At 39.7% G+C, this 19661-nt stretch carries 19 protein-coding genes; 13 read left to right on the forward strand and 6 right to left on the reverse strand.

Translation table 11 applies throughout. The features are described 5' to 3' along the window. The first annotated feature begins 8 nt into the window (after nt 1-8). The 10 genes from QMG11_RS00525 (at nt 9) to panD (ending at nt 9298) form a co-directional block, all read left to right on the forward strand. Nucleotides 9-962 carry a CobW family GTP-binding protein gene (locus QMG11_RS00525; RefSeq protein ID WP_281832323.1) on the forward strand — a complete coding sequence of 318 codons (954 nt, stop codon included), beginning with the start codon at nt 9-11 and terminating at the stop codon, nt 960-962. Nucleotides 963-1133: 171 nt separating this feature from the next. Continuing rightward, entirely contained in the window at nt 1134-1601 is a 468-nt protein-coding gene (locus QMG11_RS00530; RefSeq protein WP_281832325.1) for a GyrI-like domain-containing protein, read from the forward strand. Nucleotides 1602-1796: 195 nt separating this feature from the next. Then, a complete protein-coding gene (locus QMG11_RS00535; protein ID WP_281832326.1) occupies nt 1797-2069 on the forward strand; it encodes an STAS-like domain-containing protein in 273 nt (90 codons plus the stop codon). Nucleotides 2070-2454: 385 nt separating this feature from the next. Continuing rightward, nucleotides 2455-4137 (forward strand): BCCT family transporter, encoded by a 1683-nt coding sequence (locus QMG11_RS00540; protein WP_281832328.1) that lies wholly within the window; start codon nt 2455-2457, stop codon nt 4135-4137. A gap of 155 nt (nt 4138-4292) precedes the next feature. After that, a complete protein-coding gene (locus QMG11_RS00545; RefSeq protein ID WP_281832331.1) occupies nt 4293-5012 on the forward strand; it encodes a gamma-glutamyl-gamma-aminobutyrate hydrolase family protein in 720 nt (239 codons plus the stop codon). 192 nt (nt 5013-5204) lie between these two features. Next, a complete protein-coding gene (locus QMG11_RS00550; RefSeq protein WP_281832334.1) occupies nt 5205-6086 on the forward strand; it encodes a DMT family transporter in 882 nt (293 codons plus the stop codon). Between the two features lie 329 nt (nt 6087-6415). After that, nucleotides 6416-7258: a Rossmann-like and DUF2520 domain-containing protein gene (locus tag QMG11_RS00555; protein ID WP_281832336.1), complete on the forward strand. Its 843-nt coding sequence runs from the start codon at nt 6416-6418 to the stop codon at nt 7256-7258. Beyond that, nucleotides 7233-8060 carry a 3-methyl-2-oxobutanoate hydroxymethyltransferase gene (gene panB, locus QMG11_RS00560; RefSeq protein WP_281832338.1) on the forward strand — a complete coding sequence of 276 codons (828 nt, stop codon included), beginning with the start codon at nt 7233-7235 and terminating at the stop codon, nt 8058-8060. The genes QMG11_RS00555 and panB overlap by 26 nt, the downstream gene beginning before the upstream one ends. A gap of 10 nt (nt 8061-8070) precedes the next feature. Next, entirely contained in the window at nt 8071-8913 is an 843-nt protein-coding gene (panC, locus tag QMG11_RS00565) for a pantoate--beta-alanine ligase (protein WP_281832341.1), read from the forward strand. Between the two features lie 4 nt (nt 8914-8917). Further along, nucleotides 8918-9298, forward strand: a complete 381-nt coding sequence (gene panD, locus QMG11_RS00570; protein ID WP_281832344.1) for an aspartate 1-decarboxylase — start codon at nt 8918-8920, stop codon at nt 9296-9298. Nucleotides 9299-9433: 135 nt separating this feature from the next. On the opposite strand, the gene QMG11_RS00575 is transcribed toward panD, so the two are convergent. Together QMG11_RS00575 and QMG11_RS00580 are read right to left on the reverse strand one after the other, a co-directional pair. Further along, nucleotides 9434-9811 carry a winged helix-turn-helix domain-containing protein gene (locus tag QMG11_RS00575; RefSeq protein ID WP_281832346.1) on the reverse strand — a complete coding sequence of 126 codons (378 nt, stop codon included), beginning with the start codon at nt 9809-9811 and terminating at the stop codon, nt 9434-9436. A gap of 403 nt (nt 9812-10214) precedes the next feature. Then, nucleotides 10215-10733 (reverse strand): type II secretion system protein, encoded by a 519-nt coding sequence (locus QMG11_RS00580; protein ID WP_281832348.1) that lies wholly within the window; start codon nt 10731-10733, stop codon nt 10215-10217. A 265-nt stretch (nt 10734-10998) separates the two neighbouring features. On the opposite strand from QMG11_RS00580, the gene QMG11_RS00585 reads away from it, so the two are divergent. Next, nucleotides 10999-11241, forward strand: coding sequence for a hypothetical protein (locus QMG11_RS00585; RefSeq protein WP_281832350.1), 243 nt, complete (start codon nt 10999-11001; stop codon nt 11239-11241). Nucleotides 11242-11451: 210 nt separating this feature from the next. Further along, a complete protein-coding gene (locus QMG11_RS00590; protein ID WP_281832353.1) occupies nt 11452-12006 on the forward strand; it encodes a DinB family protein in 555 nt (184 codons plus the stop codon). 142 nt (nt 12007-12148) lie between these two features. On the opposite strand, the gene QMG11_RS00595 is transcribed toward QMG11_RS00590, so the two are convergent. Together QMG11_RS00595 and QMG11_RS00600 are read right to left on the reverse strand one after the other, a co-directional pair. Then, nucleotides 12149-13075: a hypothetical protein gene (locus QMG11_RS00595; RefSeq protein WP_281832355.1), complete on the reverse strand. Its 927-nt coding sequence runs from the start codon at nt 13073-13075 to the stop codon at nt 12149-12151. A gap of 720 nt (nt 13076-13795) precedes the next feature. Continuing rightward, a complete protein-coding gene (locus QMG11_RS00600) occupies nt 13796-14431 on the reverse strand; it encodes a cyclic nucleotide-binding domain-containing protein (protein WP_281832356.1) in 636 nt (211 codons plus the stop codon). 663 nt (nt 14432-15094) lie between these two features. Here QMG11_RS00600 and QMG11_RS00605 point away from each other — a divergent pair. Next, entirely contained in the window at nt 15095-16492 is a 1398-nt protein-coding gene (locus QMG11_RS00605; protein ID WP_281832359.1) for an MATE family efflux transporter, read from the forward strand. Between the two features lie 45 nt (nt 16493-16537). On the opposite strand, the gene clpB is transcribed toward QMG11_RS00605, so the two are convergent. Next, nucleotides 16538-19105, reverse strand: coding sequence for an ATP-dependent chaperone ClpB (gene clpB / locus QMG11_RS00610; RefSeq protein ID WP_281832362.1), 2568 nt, complete (start codon nt 19103-19105; stop codon nt 16538-16540). Nucleotides 19106-19257: 152 nt separating this feature from the next. Next, nucleotides 19258-19617 (reverse strand): hypothetical protein, encoded by a 360-nt coding sequence (locus QMG11_RS00615; protein WP_281832364.1) that lies wholly within the window; start codon nt 19615-19617, stop codon nt 19258-19260. Nucleotides 19618-19661 lie beyond the last annotated feature (44 nt).

The following is a 19661-nucleotide window of genomic DNA, read 5'->3' on the forward strand; positions in this document are numbered from 1 at the left end:
GGGCAGAGATGCAGAAGAAGAAATTATACCTGGTTACAGGTTTTTTAGGGGCAGGAAAGACAACAACTCTCAAGGAGATACTTAACAATCTCTCAGAGGGAAAGAATGCAGTAATCATGAATGAGTTTGGAAGGGTAGGGATAGACGGTAAACTCTTAGATGGCTTTGATATTGAGCTTTCAGAGATAAACAGGGGATCTATATTCTGCAGCTGTCTTCAGGTAAACTTTGTCACTGAGCTGGCAAGGATGGCTGAAACAGATGTGGATAGAGTCTTTGTAGAGGGATCAGGTCTTGCAGATCCTTCAAATATAGGGGAGATACTGGAAGCTCTTAGGATCTATATGAATGTAGATGAGATACCCTATACCTATGGAGGAGCCATATGTGTAGTGGATGCCAGAACCTTTGAGGGAGAGGTAGGCAAGTTAGAGGCTGTTGTAAATCAGGTGGAGCAGGCTCAGATGGTGGTTGTAAATAAGATAGACCTTGTGGAGGATACATCTAAGGTAGTTGGGGGAATTAGAGAGATAAATCCCCAGGCTGAAATATGTGAGGCAGAGTATGGAAGAGTAGAAATGGACTTCTTCTCCAGGGAGGAGGACTACCTGGAAGGAATAAAAAGGAAGGAAACAACCAATACAGAGGCTACTAAGCCTAAGACCTTTACTCTCTCCACTGTAGAGGAGATAGCTATGGATGAGCTGAACGGTTTCCTAGGTGAGATAGCATCCCTTGTATACAGGGTAAAGGGATTCAGTAATGTAGAGGGGAAACTGACCAAGGTAGATATGGTGGGGGGCCGTGTGGATCTGGACAGGGATCACGGGATGTCCGAGGACTCCTCACTGGTTCTTCTCACTAAGAAGGTAGAGGATATGACCATCCCTCAGATATTAAAAGGGATAGTTGATGCCTGGGATAGAAATACCTCGGTGAAGATGAAGATAAAAAATGGTTAGTTTGTAAAAAAGTCAAAAGGAGAGCCTTTTAGGGCTCTTCTTTTAATTTAAGATTAAAAATTCTGAGGAGGTCTTCATTAATAAAAAATCATATACAAGATCGTTTGATTATTTATGTAGGTGGAGGTAATATAGAGAGGGAGGACAGCAGAGGTAGAAGGAGGTAGAGGTGTGAATTATGAAGTGGTGGATATAGAGGAGAAGAGAGTTAGAGGACTGGAAGTATTTGTAGGGCGGGAGCTATATGAAGCCGATGGAATAGCTGACCTATGGATGGATCTTATTCAGAGGATGGATCTGAGCTTTATGGACTACTCCTATGGAATTATGAGAAACTTTGACATAGAACACTTTGAATTTGATTATATGGCTGGGGTTGAGGAGGGGGTTATTGGAGATCCGCAAGATGTAGTGGAGTGGGTAATACCAGGAGGGAAGTATGCCAGGTTCTCCCAGAGAGGTCCTATGACCAGGGAATCTATAGCGAAGCTCTATGATGAGTCCTTTAAAACTATATTTGCAGAGGGATTGATGGATGCCGGTAGGGGAATTAACTCCTTTGAGCTTTATAGTAAGGATTATATTGTATTGGGAGACAGGAAGAGTATACACTACCTGCTTATTCCTGTAACAGGATAGTGAGATATACTTCAACCCTTAGGTTATACTTGGAAATATTGATTATTTTTGAAAAGCCTAACCATATAATCTATCACATAGAGGGTAAAAGAAATTTCTCTATTTAAAAAATAAGTAAAATCAGGGTAAAAAAAAGGTATTTTTCCCTTTTCACAGAAGATAAATATAGGGCAAAGTGATTGAGGGGTGGTGTTTATGGAGATAATTAAGATGTATAACTATGAGATGGTGGATTTGAAGGCAGTTGTGCGAAAAATAGATAAAGAGCTAAAAAATAACAATGAAGTAGTCCTTGATTTTAATGGAATTGCAGGGGTTAACTTTTTAGAATTGGAGGAGATGTTCAGCCATATCTTTTCCAACTTTGCATATGAGCGGATCAAGAACAGGCTAAACTTCAGAAATGTAAATCCAGTCGTAAAGTTTCTCATAGATGATATAGTTGAACAGCATAGGTGCAGGTGTTGAATATAAGAGATGATACTGAAAATATAATAGAGATTAAAGCCTCTTGAAGGTAGCGGAATACCCCATGATTTGACAAGATGTAATATAAGTGATAAGATGTTTGTACAGTAAATAAACAGATATGAAGTAAATCGGGTGAGTACCTGACTGGTGAGGTTTGCAATGCTTTAAGTAGTGTAGGTTCGAGCTGGCCGAAAAAAGGGAAAACTTGGCTGAAAAATATTTCTTAGAACTGGGGTTTATCCAGGGTCTCCCTTGAGGCAATGGATTATGCTATATACTATGGCATAAAGTGAGTCAACAGGCGAAACTTAAACACTCTAACTCTATTATCCTTGGGATAATGAGTTAGAGTGTTTTTTTTTACAAAACTAGGAGGTATTACATGAGAAAACTCAAAAAACCAAAATTTGAGACAGATAAGTTTAAGGGGAAAACAAAGCTTCTCCATGCAAGAAATTTTAATAAGTTTGGATTTGATTTCCACCCAGAGGTATCTCTGATCTCAGGGGTTCTGGTACTTTTATTTATAGGAATGACCCTAAAGGATCCAGGAGTAGCTAATGCTGCATTAATGGGGATACAGGACAAGATAACCAACAATTTTAACTGGTTCTTTATATTCAGTGCCAACCTGTTTCTATTGTTTCCCGTTTACCTGATGTTTAGTAAGTTTGGTGAGATAAAACTAGGAGGACCAGAGGCAAAACCTGAGTTCTCCAACTTTGCCTGGTATTCCATGCTTATCAGTGCAGGAATGGGAATTGGATTAATGTTCTGGAGTGTGGGAGAACCTCTCTACCATGCAAATACAGTGCTGCCTCTTACAGGTGGCACTTCCAACAGTGAAGCATTGGGAATGACCTTCTATCACTGGGGGTTTCATCCATGGGGGATCTACTCTCTTATAGCACTGGCTCTGGCATTCTTTGCTTATAACAGGGGACTCCCTCTTTCATTGAGATCGGTATTTTATCCAATATTCAAGGACAGAGTATTTGGCTGGGTAGGAGATATCATTGATATAAGTGCAGTTATATCCTGCTTATTTGGTCTGGCAACCTCTCTGGGGTTTGGAGCTCAGCAGATAAATGCAGGACTTAACTATCTCTTTGGTGTTCCAAAAAGTGCTGGTATACAGGTTACAATTATTGTTGTTATCACCTGCATTGCCACCCTCTCCGTTGTTTCTGGAATAGGTAAGGGGGTAAGGATCCTATCGGAGCTCAATATGAGAGTGGCAGGTCTATTTCTTATAATGATGATTGTCCTGGGGCCCACTCTGTTTATACTGAGATCCTTTAATAACGGAATTGGTTACTATCTAAATAACTTTATTTCTATCAGTTTTTTCAGTGAGAACGGAAATGCATGGCAGGGAAGCTGGACTATATTCTACTGGGCATGGTGGATATCCTGGTCACCATTTGTAGGAATGTTTATAGCAAGGATATCCAAGGGAAGAAGTGTAAGGGAGTTTGTTACAGCTATCCTTATAATCCCGACTCTTCTGAGTTTTATCTGGATGACTACCTTTGGCGGAACAGCCTTATTTCAGAATGCAGCAAGTAGCGGTCAGCTTTTTGATGCGGTGCAGGGAGATATTTCAACGGCACTTTTTGCTATGATACAGGGGATGGGGATCTCTGGAGGACTAAAGGGAGCCCTTTCCATAATAGGAACCTTCCTGGTAATCTCATTCTTTGTTACTTCCTCCGATTCAGGATCCCTTGTTGTGGATAACCTTACATCTGGAGGAAAGCTGGATTCGCCGGTATTTCAGAGGGTATTCTGGGCGGTGCTCCAGGGGGCTATAGCAGCAACTCTTCTTATAGTAGGAGGAAGTAATGCACTAAATGCTCTTCAGACTGGGGTAATTATCTCTGGACTCCCATTTACAGTTATTCTTCTGGCTATGATGTATAGTTTACATGTGGGACTGAGAAATGACCTGAGCAAACTAAAGAAATACAGAGAGGACAAGCTGGCTATAAAGCTATTCAATCAAAAGATAAAGGGGTCCTTTATGGCTGATGAAAAGGTCAGGGAGAGGATGATCAATAAGTAGAAGACGGGGAGCATAAGCTCCCCTTTTTTATTACCTTTTTTCTCTTTCAAAATAGTAGTATGAGGGAATAGGCCACTCTTTTTTTAACTCATATTGACTATACTATATTTAAGAGGTATCAATGTGGTGGAAATTATACAGGAGGAGGGAATAGAATGAAAAAACCTATAATTGGAATAACTTCAGCTTACGAAAAGGAGAGGGAGCTGAAGAACTACCATAGAACTACAGTGTGCATAGACTATGCCAAATCCATAGCTGAGGCAGGGGGGATCCCTTTAGTAATACCTACCCTTGAGAACAGGGAGGATATAAGAGCCCAACTTGAAATGCTGGACGGACTTCTTCTCTCTGGAGGAGAAGATATAAACCCCCAATACTATAATGAGGATTTTATGGAGGGAATGGGTCTTGTATCTCCAGAAAGAGACAAAAATGAGTGGACAATACTGGAGGAATTTCTACCCACAGGAAAACCCATATTAGGAGTGTGCAGGGGGATGCAGCTGTTAAATATTTTTTATGGAGGTAGTCTGTATCAGGATATGAAACATATTTCAGGGGACCTTCTGAAGCATAGGCAGGATTTTCTCCCTGAGCTAAAAGTTCACAGGGTAAAGCTTGAAGAGGACAGCATCCTGGGAAGATTATTTGGGGAGGTGGTGCTGACCAATTCATTTCATCACCAGGCTATAGACAGGTTGGGGGAGGACCTTAAGGTAATAGGTAGAACCTCCGATGACATAATAGAAGCTATAGAGGGGAAGAGAAAGGAGTTCCTATTGGGGGTGCAGTGGCACCCAGAGATGATGAGTGCCAGAGGGAACAAGGAAATGTTAAGGATATTTAAAGAATTTGTAGAAAGTAGCAAGTAAAGAGGAAAGAGTATAGAAAAAATTAGAGCTAAATAAGGTTATTTAAAACCTTCTTCACTTAAGTTTTGATGGAGGTTTTTTATTAAAAGCAAAGGAAAAGGTGAGGAGCAGTTAAAGTCCCTTGCTTTTGGTAAAGGAATTAAGTAGACTCTTAGGGGCTTTAAGGATAACTTGTAGTGAAGGGAGAGGTAAATGACAAGGAGCAGGGCAAATCTTATGATCCTATTGGCAACTATATTTTGGGGAACATCATATACCCTCACTAAGGTCGGTTTGGGAAGTTTTGGAGTATTCAACCTCATAGCTATTCGTTTTCTGTTGGGGTTTGGAGTAGCAGCACTTGTTCTGAGAAGGCATATGGTGATAAAAAGAAAGGTTCTATACTATTCCATAGGGCTGGGAACTCTTTTATTTATGGCTTTTACTACTATGACACTTGCCTTAAAGTACACAACAGCTTCCAACGTAGGATTTCTTGTGGGATCCCTTGTAGTTATTATACCCATTATCTCCTTTCTAATCCTTAGGGAAAAGATAGAGAGAAGGGTGATGTTTGCATCTCCAGTTGCCTTTCTTGGAATAACTCTCATAACAATGAATGGAGGGGTGACTATGAATAGAGGAGATCTCCTAGCTCTTCTTTGTGCCGGATTTTTTGCCCTTCATATAGTATTCACAGGAAAACTGACGAAAAGGGTAGACTCTCTATCCCTTGGAGTATTACAGCTGGGAGTTGTGGGAGGAATGAGTCTTCCTGTTGCTCTGTTCAGCGAGGATTTTCAGCTTCCACCAAGTGTAAACCTTTGGATTATTGTGTTATTTCTGAGTATCATGTCTACAGCCTTTGGTTATGTTACTCAGACTGTAGCTCAGCAGGAGACTCCTCCTGAGGTAGCAGGAGTTATTATCTCTCTGGAACCGCTCTTCTCCGCTGTGGTGGCATACAGTGTTTTAGGAGAGGTAATGAGTATTCAGGGGATTATAGGGGGCTGTATACTTCTAGGAAGTATACTACTAGTCCAGGTAGAACCTCTTAAAATAAAGGGAGCTTTATTTAAAAAGCAGGTTTTTTAAAAAAGTTCTCCTCCTTATTTTAATTTTGAGGGTTAAAGGTTCAGTGTCTTTTTTAGAAAAAAATAAAAACAAAAACTTGACATTAAAACTAATTAGTAGTAATCTTGTTCGTGAGAAGGACAGAGTATTCTAAAAACCATTCTGAGAAGAGAAGAAAATGCATTCAAATGAAGTTCTATAATTTTTTTGCTCAATTACAACTAACTAGTATTATATTTTTTAGGTGTTTTCTTGAATTTTTGGCATATACACTTATATTTTGATTATTCTGTTAATAAAATTCTATATTTTTTTATGTAAATACTACTAATTAGTAGGAGGTTTTGGAGTTGATTGGGATTATAGGAAGTGGTAAATTGGGAGTTTCCCTTGGAAGATACTTTAAAAATGGAGGGTTCTCTATCAGTGGGATCTATGGAATAGACTTAAAGGGGGCTAGAAAAGGCTCGGAAATGATAGGAACAAGAAACTTTTCTTCTGTTAAAAAACTACTAACTAGTAGCAAAATAGTGATGGTAGCTGTACCAGATGACCAGATAAGCAGGGTGTGGGAGGAGATAAAGGGAAAAGAGATATCGGGAAAGGTGGTATTTCATACAAGTGGTACCCTTTCTTCCACAATTTTTAAGGGTGCTGAGAAGTATGGGGTGAAGGCAGCTTCACTCCATCCTATGATGACTTTTTCAGACAGGAATACTGAGATCCAAAGGATGAAAAGTATGACCATTGCTCTAGAGGGGGAATGCAGGGAGCTGGAGGAGATAATTAAGGTGCTTGGCAACAACTGCTTTAAGGTAGACGCACAGAGCAAGGTCAGATACCATCTAGGAGGTGTTTATGCCTGTAACCTTATCCTTCCTATGGTGAGCAGGGGGATTGAAAATCTCATGATGTGTGGATTAAAGGAGGCGGAGGCGAAGACTATCCTGATGCCCCTTATTGAAAAGACCGTAGATAATATTAAATTAAAGGGAGTAAGGGGAGCTGTGAGTGGCCCACTGGAAAGGGGGGACATAGGGACCATAGAAAAGCACCTGGAGTGTCAGGACATCAGGGAGAGGAAGTTATATATTGAGGGATCCAAGGAACTTCTAAAGATACTTGATAGAAGGGATGAAAAAATAGAAAAATTACTGGGGGATGAGGATGAAAAATACAGTTGTAACATTTAAAAGGGATAAGGCAGAGGGGAGAAAACTCTCTATGGTAACAGCATATGATTATACCATGGCTAAGATTATAGATGAAACGGAGATAAATGGTATCCTGGTAGGGGACTCCCTTGGAATGGTGACTCTGGGATATGATTCTACACTGGCTGTCAGAGTGGAGGATATGATCCACCATGGAAAAGCAGTGATGAGAGGGGTGAAGGATACTTTAGTAGTTATTGATATGCCATTTATGTCATACCACAATACCCTGGAGGAGGCTGTGGCCAATGCAGGAAGGATTATCAAGGAAACAGGGGCTCACTCTGTTAAGTTAGAGGGGGGAAGAGAGATAATCCACAAGGTAAAAGCCATAGTAGAGGCTCAAATACCTGTAATGGGACACCTGGGACTCACTCCCCAGTCCCTGAATATAATGGGTGGATTTAAGGTACAGGGAAAGAGCGAGGAAGCTGCTAGAAAGATAATAGAAGATGCCAAGGCTTTGGAGGAAGCAGGAGCCTTTGCTATAGTTTTAGAGTGTATTCCAGAGAAGCTGGCTGAACTGGTTGAAAGAAGTGTGTCCATTCCAACCATAGGCATAGGATCAGGAGGAGTTTGCAGTGGTCAAATACTGGTCTACCAGGATATGCTGAATATGTATGGGGATTTTAAGCCTAAATTTGTAAAGACCTTTGCAGATGCAGGAAGTGTTATGAGGGAGGGCTTTAATACCTATATAAGAGAGGTCAGAGAGGGGACCTTTCCTGGAGAGGAGCATACCTTTAAGATAAAGGATGATGTGCTGGAAAAACTATACTAGGAGGAGTGAAATGAAGGTTGCAGAGATGATAGGAGAGGTAAGGAAGATAGTGGAGTCCTGGAGGAAGGAGGGCTTGAGTGTGGGACTCGTACCCACTATGGGTTATCTCCACCTGGGGCATGAAAGCCTTATAGAAAAGGCTGTGGAGGAAAACGACAGGGTAGTGGTAACTATTTTTGTTAATCCTGCCCAATTTGACAGGGCAGAGGATCTGGAAAACTATCCAGTTAAAACTGAGGAGGATCTAAAGATAATTGAAAAAATTGGGGGAGCTCTGGTATTTCTTCCAGATGCCACAGAGATCTATCCAGAGGGCTTTAATACAGTGTTGGAGGTAGAGGAGCTTGACAAAGAGCTATGTGGGGCTACAAGACCGGGGCACTTCAGAGGAGTGTGTACCATAGTAAACAAACTCTTTAATATTGTAGGGCCTACCAGGGCCTACTTTGGAGAGAAGGACTACCAGCAGCTTGCTATAATCAGGAGGATGGTGACCGACCTGAATATGCCTGTGGAAATTATAGGTTGCCCAATTGTGAGGGACGAAGATGGACTGGCACTAAGTTCAAGGAATGCCAGACTCTCAGCCGATAAAAGAGAAAAAGCTCTTATTCTCAGCAGAACATTGAGAGAGTTGAAGGAGAGAGTTGCAGAAGGGGAGAGAGAGACCTCTAAACTTATAAGATGGGCTATAGAGAGGATAGAGAAGGTTCCCCAGGCAAGAGTGGATTATTTTGAAGTGGTGGACCGAGAGACCCTTCAAAGGCTGGATGTAGTAGAATCTGGTGGTGTAGTAGCAGCCGCGGTGTTTATAGGTAAGGTAAGATTAATAGACAATATATTAGTGGGGTAGATAGATGAGACTAAAGATGTTAAAGGGAAAGATACACAGAGCTACTGTAACCCAGGCGGAACTACACTATGTGGGAAGTATTACACTGGATAGGAAGCTTATGAAAGCATCTGGTATTGTAGAGTATGAACTGGTTCATATAGTGGATATAGATAATGGAGCCAGGTTTGAGACCTATGTAATAGCCGGAGAGGATGAGGGAATAGTGTGTCTCAATGGGGCTGCAGCAAGGATGGTCCAGCCAGGGGACAGGGTAATAATAATGGCCTATTGTGAGCTAGATGAGGAGGAAGTGAAGGGCCATAGTCCAAAGGTTGTACTTCTGGGGGAGAATAATAGGGTGGATAGGATTACCTCCTATGAAAAACACGGGAAATTGGCATAGATTCTAAAAAGTTACTATAAAAAAAGAGGGTAAAAAAATGCTGTACTTAGGGGTACAGCATTTTTTAATATTTAAATAAAATCTTTTGTTGGGTTTCATAGATTTTTCTGAATACCTTTAACAAAAGGTAAAGAGCTAGACCATAGAGGAGATAGCACTATCAAAGGAGATGAGATTTCTTTTAAGAGTTTTGAGCTCTCCATACTCCTTGGCAGAATAAAGGGTGTTATTTATAAACTCTATCTTTTTATATATGTTGTATCCCTTATCGGTGAGGTTAAAACTATTGGAAGACTTCAAAAGTACTCCGTCTGCAACCATCTGTTTGAGAAGCCTATGGATCTGTGACCTATCCTTTTCTAGGAATGAAACGATCTCCCTTTTTTCAGTTATGCCCATAGAGATTGCATATAGGATGATAGCTTCATTAAATGACAGCTTCTCTCCCTCTAAGCTAGCTAAGAGCTCCTTATATTTGTTTATGACCTTATAAAGACTTAAAGCGATTTCCATTTGGATACCTCCTGTATTGATATGTTGACTATTAAATCATAGAAATATGTTGTTAATAAGTCATTTTGCTGTTTTTTATAAAAAACAAGAGTTTAATCTTCAATTCTATTATAGAAAGAGGTATTTTATTAAAATAGGTTAGTCCAATTGAAGTTGTAGATAAGAAGTTTAGAGGGGCAATTGAAAGAGAAAAGTTTTAGGAGGGATAAGTTAACCTGATAAAAATCTAGGGATTGCTATATTCTATAGAGTAGTTGTGATCTACATAGGTAGGGGAGAAGGAAGGCATAGTGTTTTACTTTTGTTTTATACCTTTGTTAATAGAGATCCAATAATCAGGGCCTTAGAGAGGCAAGATAAAAAAAGAGCAGTGGGAGACTTAGTCCCATTGCTCTTTTTTCGTTTAATATAGGGCCCAATTAATATTTGAATTATAAGCTCCTGGGGGCAGAAAAGCCCAAACAGTTCCCCTTGTATGAAGCCATGCTACATCAAAGGTGGGTACCTGTCTTTCATTTGACCTATGGGATTCCCTTAAAAGTTCGTAGAAAGCCCACTTACCTGAAGCTTCATTGAAGGTATCATCCATCCACTTTATCTTACATTCAGTCTCTCCCTCAATAGGTGGAAGGGAGGGAACACGCCACTTGGAGTAGTAGGTATAGAATGACTTGGAAAAGATAGTATAGTCGGTAACGACTCCATCCCCTCCAACTGAGAAGTTTCCCCTGGAATTTAGCTGGGGGACCTCATTGATAGTATAGAGGGTAAGAGCTGACCGCAGTTTAGAGAGGTCCCTCTGGACCCTGGCAACCTTAGCTGAATTGCTTTTTTTAGTAAAACTGGGAACTGCAATTAGAGTTAGGAAACCCAATATGGATATGGAAATTATAAGTTCTGTTACTGTAAAACCCTGTTTCATTTCAAACCCTCCATCCTTATTTTCAGTAGTATTATATGTTTAAAAGCACCATTTAGTCAAATGTTGTTTAGTTTTAATTTCTTGGAGAGGGAAATCCTTAAAAAAAATTCTGGCAGAATGGAATCGAGGTTTTTCTATGAAAATTAAATATCTTTAATAAAAGATACACAAATATTTAAACAAGTAAAAGTATTTTATGTTGTCTAAGAAATACAAGTAACTATTGAACTTTATGACTCACTTTTAAATATAAGGAGGGAGCGGTATGAAAAAACTATTAATTTTAACTATGGTAATTTTAGGAACAATTTCATTTGCAAGGGACTTTGAATACAATGAGAAGAGAGATATAGTTAAACCTATGGAGGAAAACATAGACAGATTAAGCAGATTTACACCACAGGAATGGCAGATGGATAAGGAAGCTACAGAGATGAACTTTAAAAAATATGAGGACTTCCATAAGGAATTAGACAGAGCAGACAGAGGAGAGGAATCTGAGAGATAGTAATCTCCAGGAAGTGGTTATTGCCACTTCCTTTTTTTTGGAAGGTATGCATATAAGTACAGATGTCTATAGGAGGAATCTCAATAAGGATGGATTAGGAGTTTAACTAGTTTCTATCTTTAAAAGGTAGGGAAGATTCACTTTTTTTCGAGGAATTTAAGTTTTTTGACTAATACCTTTATATAACAAATAATAGCAGGTGGTCAGCTTATGAAGAGGGAAGTGATGGGGCTTGGAATAAAGCTCTACTTTAACTTAAGCAATAGGGAAAGGGTAGTTGATAAAATAAAGATGTATCAAAAAAGATATATGGAACTTGTGGAAAGGATATGCGGGGAGGGAAGAAAGAAGATACACGTTCCATCTATGGTGGGAATAGATGAAGATATGAGGGACTGGTCTCTCTATATGATCCTTGAGCACAACGCCAGGGTAAATAAAACAATAAAAAATATCGTTTACCGCTTGTCCAGGGGGGAGGAGCTGAGGCCAGAGGAGAGGATAGATCCTAAAACAGATGTGATGCCTGAGGACAGTGGGATGGAGCAGGTGGATGAATTTAGAAGATCTATAGAGGAGTATCTTCAGGCAGTGGAGAAGGTTGGACAGTTAAAGGGGACAAGAAAGATAGAGCACCCTGTATTTGGGGCCTTTGATGCTCACCAGTGGCACTGTATGTTTGCCTTCCACCTTGGAATACACCTGAGGCAGGCTGAATACATCGCAAAGGCTATAAGAGATGATATAGAAAATATGAAGTGCTGAAATATTTAGAAGTTTGAAAATTAAAAGAGGAGAATTTAGGTTCTCCTCTTTAACTAATTTCATACAATAAAAGAAGCTGACTATAAAAAGTCAGCTTCCTGTCATTCAAGAAACAATAATTGGAATTATTTATTTTCCAGCTTTACATTACGACATTTACTTTGAATCCTACAACTGCTTCTGTCCAGTTATCGTCCTCATACTCGTCTGCACCAGTTATATCTGCCTGGGTATACTTGAATCCTGCATAAGGAACAAAGGAGTTCTCTTCACCAAAGTTGATGTTATAATTAATTCTAGGCTCTAGATAGATTACTCCATCTTCTTCAGCTCCCTCATCACTATCATTTGCTATTCCATAGATCTCTGTTCCGAACTCCATCCAGAAGCTAAAGTTTCCGAATAGGTCTCTCTCAACAGAGAAATAGTTCTCCACATCTAGCACATAAGAGTCTCCCTGAGATTCCTCAGTTCCACCAAATGATTCATCTCCACCTATAAAGTGGTATAGCTCCAGCCAGTTATTAAACTTAAACTCTCCAAGAGCAAAGCTATAATCCACCTGGTTTCTTAGTTCTAAATAAGTGTCCTTATTTATATTGTCTGAAGTAAACCTTGGATCTATCCCAAACCACACGTCTCCAATTGTAAATGCAAATCTAGGAGAGAAGTAGTAGTTTTCCTTAGTGGTGTAATCATCTTCCTCTCCACCCTCAAACTCTATAGCATCCCACTCCATTCCCAGTGTAGGAGTTAGGTCAAAATGCTTATCTCCAAAATCAAATCCGATAGTCTTGAACTGAAGTTCGAAGTTAGTATCCCATCCAGCTTCCTTTTCCGATCCTGTAGAACCTTTTTTCTGATCCCCATAGTAATCTCTATCGATATCTGCCATGAAGTCAATGTTATCAGTCAGACCAAACTTACCTTTTAAAAGCGTCCATTCAACCTTCTCCCCATCCCCATTTCCTTCTCTTGACTTGTAGTTTACCTCGTGAGTAAAACTACCTGCAAATGCACTATTAGCTAATGTCACAGCTAATAAAGCACCCAATACAACTCTTTTCATAACTTCTCCTCCTAATACTTTTCTATCTAAACTACTCCCTACAGGGGTAATTGTAGGCTTGTAACTGTTCAACTTTACTCCTATTCTCTTTGAAACTTTTAAAAGGACCTTGAAGAGGTAACCTTCCTGTCAAGCTCTGATTATTTTACAGGAGTAGTGACTCTTCTATCTGAATTCTCTGTCTCCCTGAAAATCTTTTCATCCCTATTTAACAACACATTGGTTTTCTAGAAAGATAACCAGATCAAATCTTCAGATGTAACTATGTATCTTATCTTGATATTTATTTATTAGTTAAAGAATAAATATTTGGAGTTAAGATGGGTTTTATTCTAAATATCCTGGGAAGATCTATAGAATATTAAGGACCTACTTAGAAATTAATAGATTCACTCTATGGAGAGAGTCTTCTATCCTAAATTTATGCTGTTAAAATCAAATTATTTATCTCCCATCTTAACTTTAGAATAATCACCTAAAATAAGTAATTATTTTAAAGTTAGGATCTATTTCAAATGATTACTTGAATTTATAGATTTGAAGCTAACAGGACCTTTGATAAAACTTTTGAAGTGTGTAACAATCTTATATAAGGGAAAGATTTATTGAATTTTAATGAAGGCAATTCAATTGCCTCAAAGTTATTATCACCTGTTAGCTTCACAGATATAATAGTATTTTTTTACTCCTAAGAAGGTCTACCCACTAGACTTTTTCAAATTAATCATAAATAAATTCTTCAAAGTGAGACTTGAGTAAACTTCTGTTAACAACTACTATTCTCTTTTTTTCCTTAATGATGATATTTTCTTCAATAAGTTCCCTGGTGACCCTGTATAGCATAGCCTTGTTGGAGAAGAGCATCTTCATAATATCTATATATTTATTAAATGAAACGATATTGCTACCCTCACTGTATAGGAATAGTAGGTAAGCCAAGTAGGCCTTAACCCCTCCGTGAAGGCGGATGAAGAAGCCCCTGATGCCGATATTTAGAAATTGATCTCTTTTTTTCATTAGGGAATTATAGAAATCTGGATTACTCAGTAGGTACTTCTCCATTAGATCCTCTGGGATCTCTAAAACAAGTAAAGTTTTAGAATATACGGTAATCTCCCAGTCTCCCTTATCAAAATATCTCCCTACCCCTAAAATATCGCCTGATCTTAAGGTCCAGGGATAGAAAAACTCCTGGTCATCCTGATATCTGACAAAAACAGCCACTCCCTCTAAAACTACTCCAAATGTATTTTTCTCGTTGTAGTATAAAAATTCGTCCTTTTCATATTTAACTTTTCTGATTCTGTGCCTCTGATTTTCAGGAATATTTTCAATGAAGGTAATTTTATCTAGCACACTTCCTCCTTTACTAGCACTCAACTGTTGGCTATATCAATGGTTTTTTCTTATAAACTATAAATGATATATCTATATAATAATGTTGCGTAAGCTACACTATTTTAATGGTTCTTTAAAGGGAGCCCAGTGAAGAGGTAAGGGAACTACTATTAATAATTTTCTTTTAAATCATGGGTCATAGAGGATATAAATACCTAAAAAACTAAAGATATTAAGGATTTACAGTTATGGAATATTTTTAAACTTTCACATGATATGGGGAGCTCGGATACGGATATTTTTGAGAATAAAGAAAATTAAAAAGATTCTATTTCTATAAAAAAGAGAATAAAAATTATCTTTTGGTGATCTTTTATCTCTGAAAATGTGAAAAAAGTAGTGATCATAATTCTTTAATAGGGTAGATAGTAACCTTTATTCAGGAGAGGTAGGAGGAAGTGACCTCTTGGTAAGCAGGAAAGTTTAGCGAATATTTCTTATTTTAAGAGTTCTCTAGGTGTCAATTTTAAGGGTTAAGAGGGGGAAAGTAACCTTAAAAAATATTAATAATATATAAAGTATTTATAAATTAAGGAGAGGTAGGACGTTAACAGAGTCTAAAGGAAGGAGGAGAGCACTTAGCACACTTAATAACTCTACAGTTGAAAGATGGGTGAAGTTATGAGGAACAGAAAGTATAGGAGTCCATTGGCCACCGGTATAAGTTTGAAGAGCAACAAAAGTTCCCTGGAAGGGGCAGAGGGGAAAAACCTGCTTGCCCTGGCCACGCCTATCTTCTTTGAATTCCTGCTTGTGAATATAGTTGGAAATGTGGATATTATAATGCTGGGTAAGTATTCTACTGAAGCAGTAGCAGCAGTAGGAGGAGTAAAGCAACTCCTTATCATACAGAATGTTATATTTGGCTTTATATGCATAGGAACAACAATACTCATCTCCCAGCTTCTGGGAGCTCAGGAAATCCAGGAGGTAAGGGGTATTGTAGGGGCAGCAATCCTGATAAACCTTTTGATTGCAGCTACTCTGGGAGGGGTATACCTTTTGGGGCATAACTATCTTTTGAGGTGGATAAGGCTTCCAGGTCCCCTTGCAGAGATAGGAAGGGTCTACTTCAGGCTGGTAGGAGGTCTTTGTATCTTTCAGGCGATGACTCTAACCTTTGGAGCAGTAATGAAGGCCTATGGTCATACTAAGGAGGTATTTTATATAAATTTGGGAGTTCACCTGTTAAATATTCTGGGAAACAGTATATTTATCTTTGGAATGTTTGGTATGCCCATCCTTGGAGTTTCAGGAGTTGGAATATCTACAGTTACTGCAAGGGGGCTAGGATGTTTTGTTTCATATAGAAGTATGAAGAGGTACTGTAACTTCACCTTTGATGTGGAAGGGGTAAGGAGAGTACTCATAGAGAAAGGCCGGCAGATCTTAGCCATAGGAGTTCCAACAGGGGGACAATATCTTTGCTGGAGTCTGGCTCAGCTAATAATACTATCCTTTGTAAATACAATGGGCTCTCACACAATTGAAGCTAGAACCTATCTCATGCTTGTGGCTTCCTTTATCATAACCTTTTCCCTTGGTCTGGGTCAGGGAACAGCCCTGCAGATAGGAAGGCTCATTGGAGCAGGGGAAAAGGAGTTAGTTTACAGGAAGTGTCTCAGGAGCACTCTTATAGCCTTTCTAATAGCCACCTTTCTATCTGGAGTGGTAGTTACCAACAGGCTTGAGATACTATCTTTATTTAAGCCGGGTATGGAAGCACTGAATATAGCCTATGGCGTATTTGGATGGTTTTTCTTCCTTGAGACAGGAAGGGTATTTAATATTATAATAATAAGGTCCCTCCATGCTGCAGGGGATATAAGGTTTCCAGCAGTGGTTGGAATTATCTCACCCCTTGTGGTGGCAGTTTCTCTGGCATGGATATTAGGAATAGCTCTTGGATACGGTCTTGTGGGGATATGGGCAGCTAATGGAATAGAGGAGTGGATTAGAGGATTAACTATGTTCTTCAGATGGAAAAGCAGAAGGTGGGAGGATAAGGAGTTCACCTGAAGAGAAGAAAAACCCCTGGGAGTTTTCCAGGGGTTTATTTCTTTTCTATTTCTTTCTATAGATCAGTTCACCATCCTGAATATCCAGGCATATTTGAGAATTTTCTCCTAACTCTCCACTGAGGAGAAGTTTTGCAAGCTTAGTTTCTATCTCTTTTTGTAAAAATCTCTTTATGGGCCTTGCTCCATAGTGGGGGTCGTAGGAGGTTGTTGCAATGAAGTTTAGAGCCTCTGGAGTATATGAAAGGCTTATGTACTTCTCCTCCAGTCTTCTGTTGATATCCTTCATAAGCAGGGTAACAATATTCATTACAGCCTCCATTCCCAGAGACTTAAATACAATGGTTTCATCGATCCTATTTATAAATTCAGGCTTAAACTTTGAATGAAGCCTGGCAAGGACATTATTTTTAGTAATCTCACTGACTTCAGGGTCCTCTAGAATGAGGTCACTACCTATATTGGAGGTCATAATAATAAGGGTGTTTTTAAAGTCTACCACCTTTCCCTTACCATCTGTAAGCCTACCATCATCTAGAAGCTGAAGAAGAATATTAAATACATCTGGATGAGCTTTTTCTATCTCATCAAAAAGGATTACAGAGTAGGGTTTTCTCCGGATAGCTTCTGTAAGCTGGCCTCCCTCCTCATATCCGACATAACCTGGAGGAGCTCCTATAAGCCTTGTAACTGAAAACTTATCCATATACTCACTCATATCTATTCTGACTACATTATCCTCATCATCAAAGAGGTTGTAGGCTAGGGACTTAGTAAGGTATGTCTTACCCACTCCAGTAGGCCCCATAAAGATAAAGGAACCTATGGGCTTGTTGGGATCCTTAAGTCCTGCTCTTGCCCTCAATATTGTGTCCGATATAATCTTGATGGCATCATCTTGACCGATGACCCTTTCTTTAAGGGAATCTTCCAGGTGAAGGATCTTTTCCCTCTCCCCTTCCAACAGTTTGGACACTGGTATACCAGTCCATCTGGATACTATATCTGCAATCTCTGTGGAGGTAAGCTCCTGCTTTAAGAGGGCTTCCCTGTTTCCCTTGGAATCTTCAACCTTCTGCTCCTGGGCAGCTAGCTCCTTTTCCAGGTTAGCCATAACACCGTACTTCAGCTCAGCTAACTTATTGAGATCATACTCCCTTTCAGCCTTTTCAATCTCCAGCTGAGTCCTTTCGATCTCGCTCTTAATATCCTTGATCTTTGTTATCTCTTCTTTTTCCAGCTCCCACTGAGACTGTAGATGGGATTTTTTATCCTTGATCTCAGCCAGCTCCTTATTCAGGGTTTCAAGCCTCTCCTTGGAAGCTCTATCTTTCTCCTTCTTTAGGGCTTCCCTTTCGATCTCAAGCTGCATACTACGCCTTGTAAGCTCATCCAGCTCCTCTGGCATGGAATCTATCTCTGTTCTGATCATTGCAGCAGCCTCATCGATGAGGTCGATGGCCTTATCTGGGAGCCGTCTGTCCGATATATATCTGTCACTGAGTGTCGTAGCAGCTACGATGGCCCCATCGGTAATTCTAATCCCATGGAAGACCTCGTACTTCTCCTTTAGACCTCTTAAGATTGAGATAGAGTCCTCTATAGAGGGTTCATCCGCCATGATAGTCTGAAAACGTCTCTCAAGGGCTGCATCCTTTTCGATATACTTTCTGTGCTCGTCAATAGTTGTAGCCCCTACAACTCTGACTTCGCCCCTTGCAAGCATAGGCTTCAAAAGGTTACCTGCATCCATGGCTCCATCTGTCTTTCCGGCACCTACTATAGTATGGATCTCATCTATAAAGAGGATGATCCTTCCATCGGATTCCTCTACCTCCTTCAAGACAGCCTTAAGCCTTTCCTCGAACTCCCCTCTAAACTTGGCTCCTGCTATAAGAGCTCCCATATCAAGGGAGAAGATGGTCTTGTCCTTGAGGGAGTCTGGGACATCTCCATTTAATATCCTCTGGGCCAAGCCCTCTACTATGGCTGTTTTACCTACTCCGGGGTCCCCTATAAGGATGGGGTTATTTTTAGTTCTTCTTGAGATTATCTGAACAGCCCTACGTATCTCACTGTCTCTTCCTATAATGGGGTCTATCTTTCCCTCACGGGCAAGTTCAACAAGATCCTTTCCATATTTAGAGAGAGCATCATAGCTATCCTCTGGACTCTGAGAATCTACCCTCTGAGCCCCTCTGATCTCCTCCAGTGCCTTTTTGAAGGTGTTGATATCTAGCCTCTGAGAGAGGACCTTTAATTTACCCATGAGTGCCAGAAAGATATGCTCCACTGAGATATAGTGATCCTCCATGGACTTCATTATCTTCTCAGCTTCTATTAATACCCTGTGGGAGTCGTTGTTTAGGCCGATCTGACCACCAGACGCTACCTCTACCCTTGGAAGTTTTGAGAGCTCGCTCTGGAGATCTCCCTTGAGGTTTCCAGTATCTGCCCCTATCTTCTTTAGGAGGTTGGGGATGAGCCCCTCCCTCTGTTCAATAAGAGCCAGTGCCAGGTGCAGCGGCAGTATAGAGGAATGTTTATATTCCAGTGCATATTTATGAGCGTCATTTAACGCCAGCATAGACTTTTCCGTCAACTTATCCATCATAGTTCTGCCTCCTTTTGTTAGCACTCTTTCGCAGTGAGTGCTAAAACTTTCTTTGATAATAATATACACCTTTTTTTTCTCTCTGTAAAGGGGTTTTTTCAGAGAATTCAAATAAAAAAAGACAGCTTTTAAAGCTGTCTTTTAAGAGTCTACTAGTGTCTCTTTATCTTTGAATTAGTTTTTTCTGGAAGCTTACTAAGGTGGATATATCTGCTGTTAGCAGTGTGAACATATCTATCTATAATTGCCCCAAGGTCGGAGCTATCAAAGGTAGTCTTAAATTTTTCATTGTTCAATAAGTTATCCCTGAATCTATAGTGGCACTCTTCATCTGGAAGAAAGATAATATCCTCAGAGTAAATCTTTTCCTCTAGGACATTGGTTAAAAGATCTGCTACCGTCATGGTAAAGGTTCCCTCAACTTCCACAGTATTTCTAGAGTGGCTTATCTCCTCACGATATTTTGGCCATAATTTTTTTTCAACAGCGCAATAAGATAGTCTTGTACTCATACATACCTCCTTTTATATTAAAAGACCAATAGAAACAACTAGGA

This window comes from Propionigenium maris DSM 9537, assembly GCF_027925155.1.
In the GTDB taxonomy this organism is placed as follows: domain Bacteria; phylum Fusobacteriota; class Fusobacteriia; order Fusobacteriales; family Fusobacteriaceae; genus Propionigenium; species Propionigenium maris.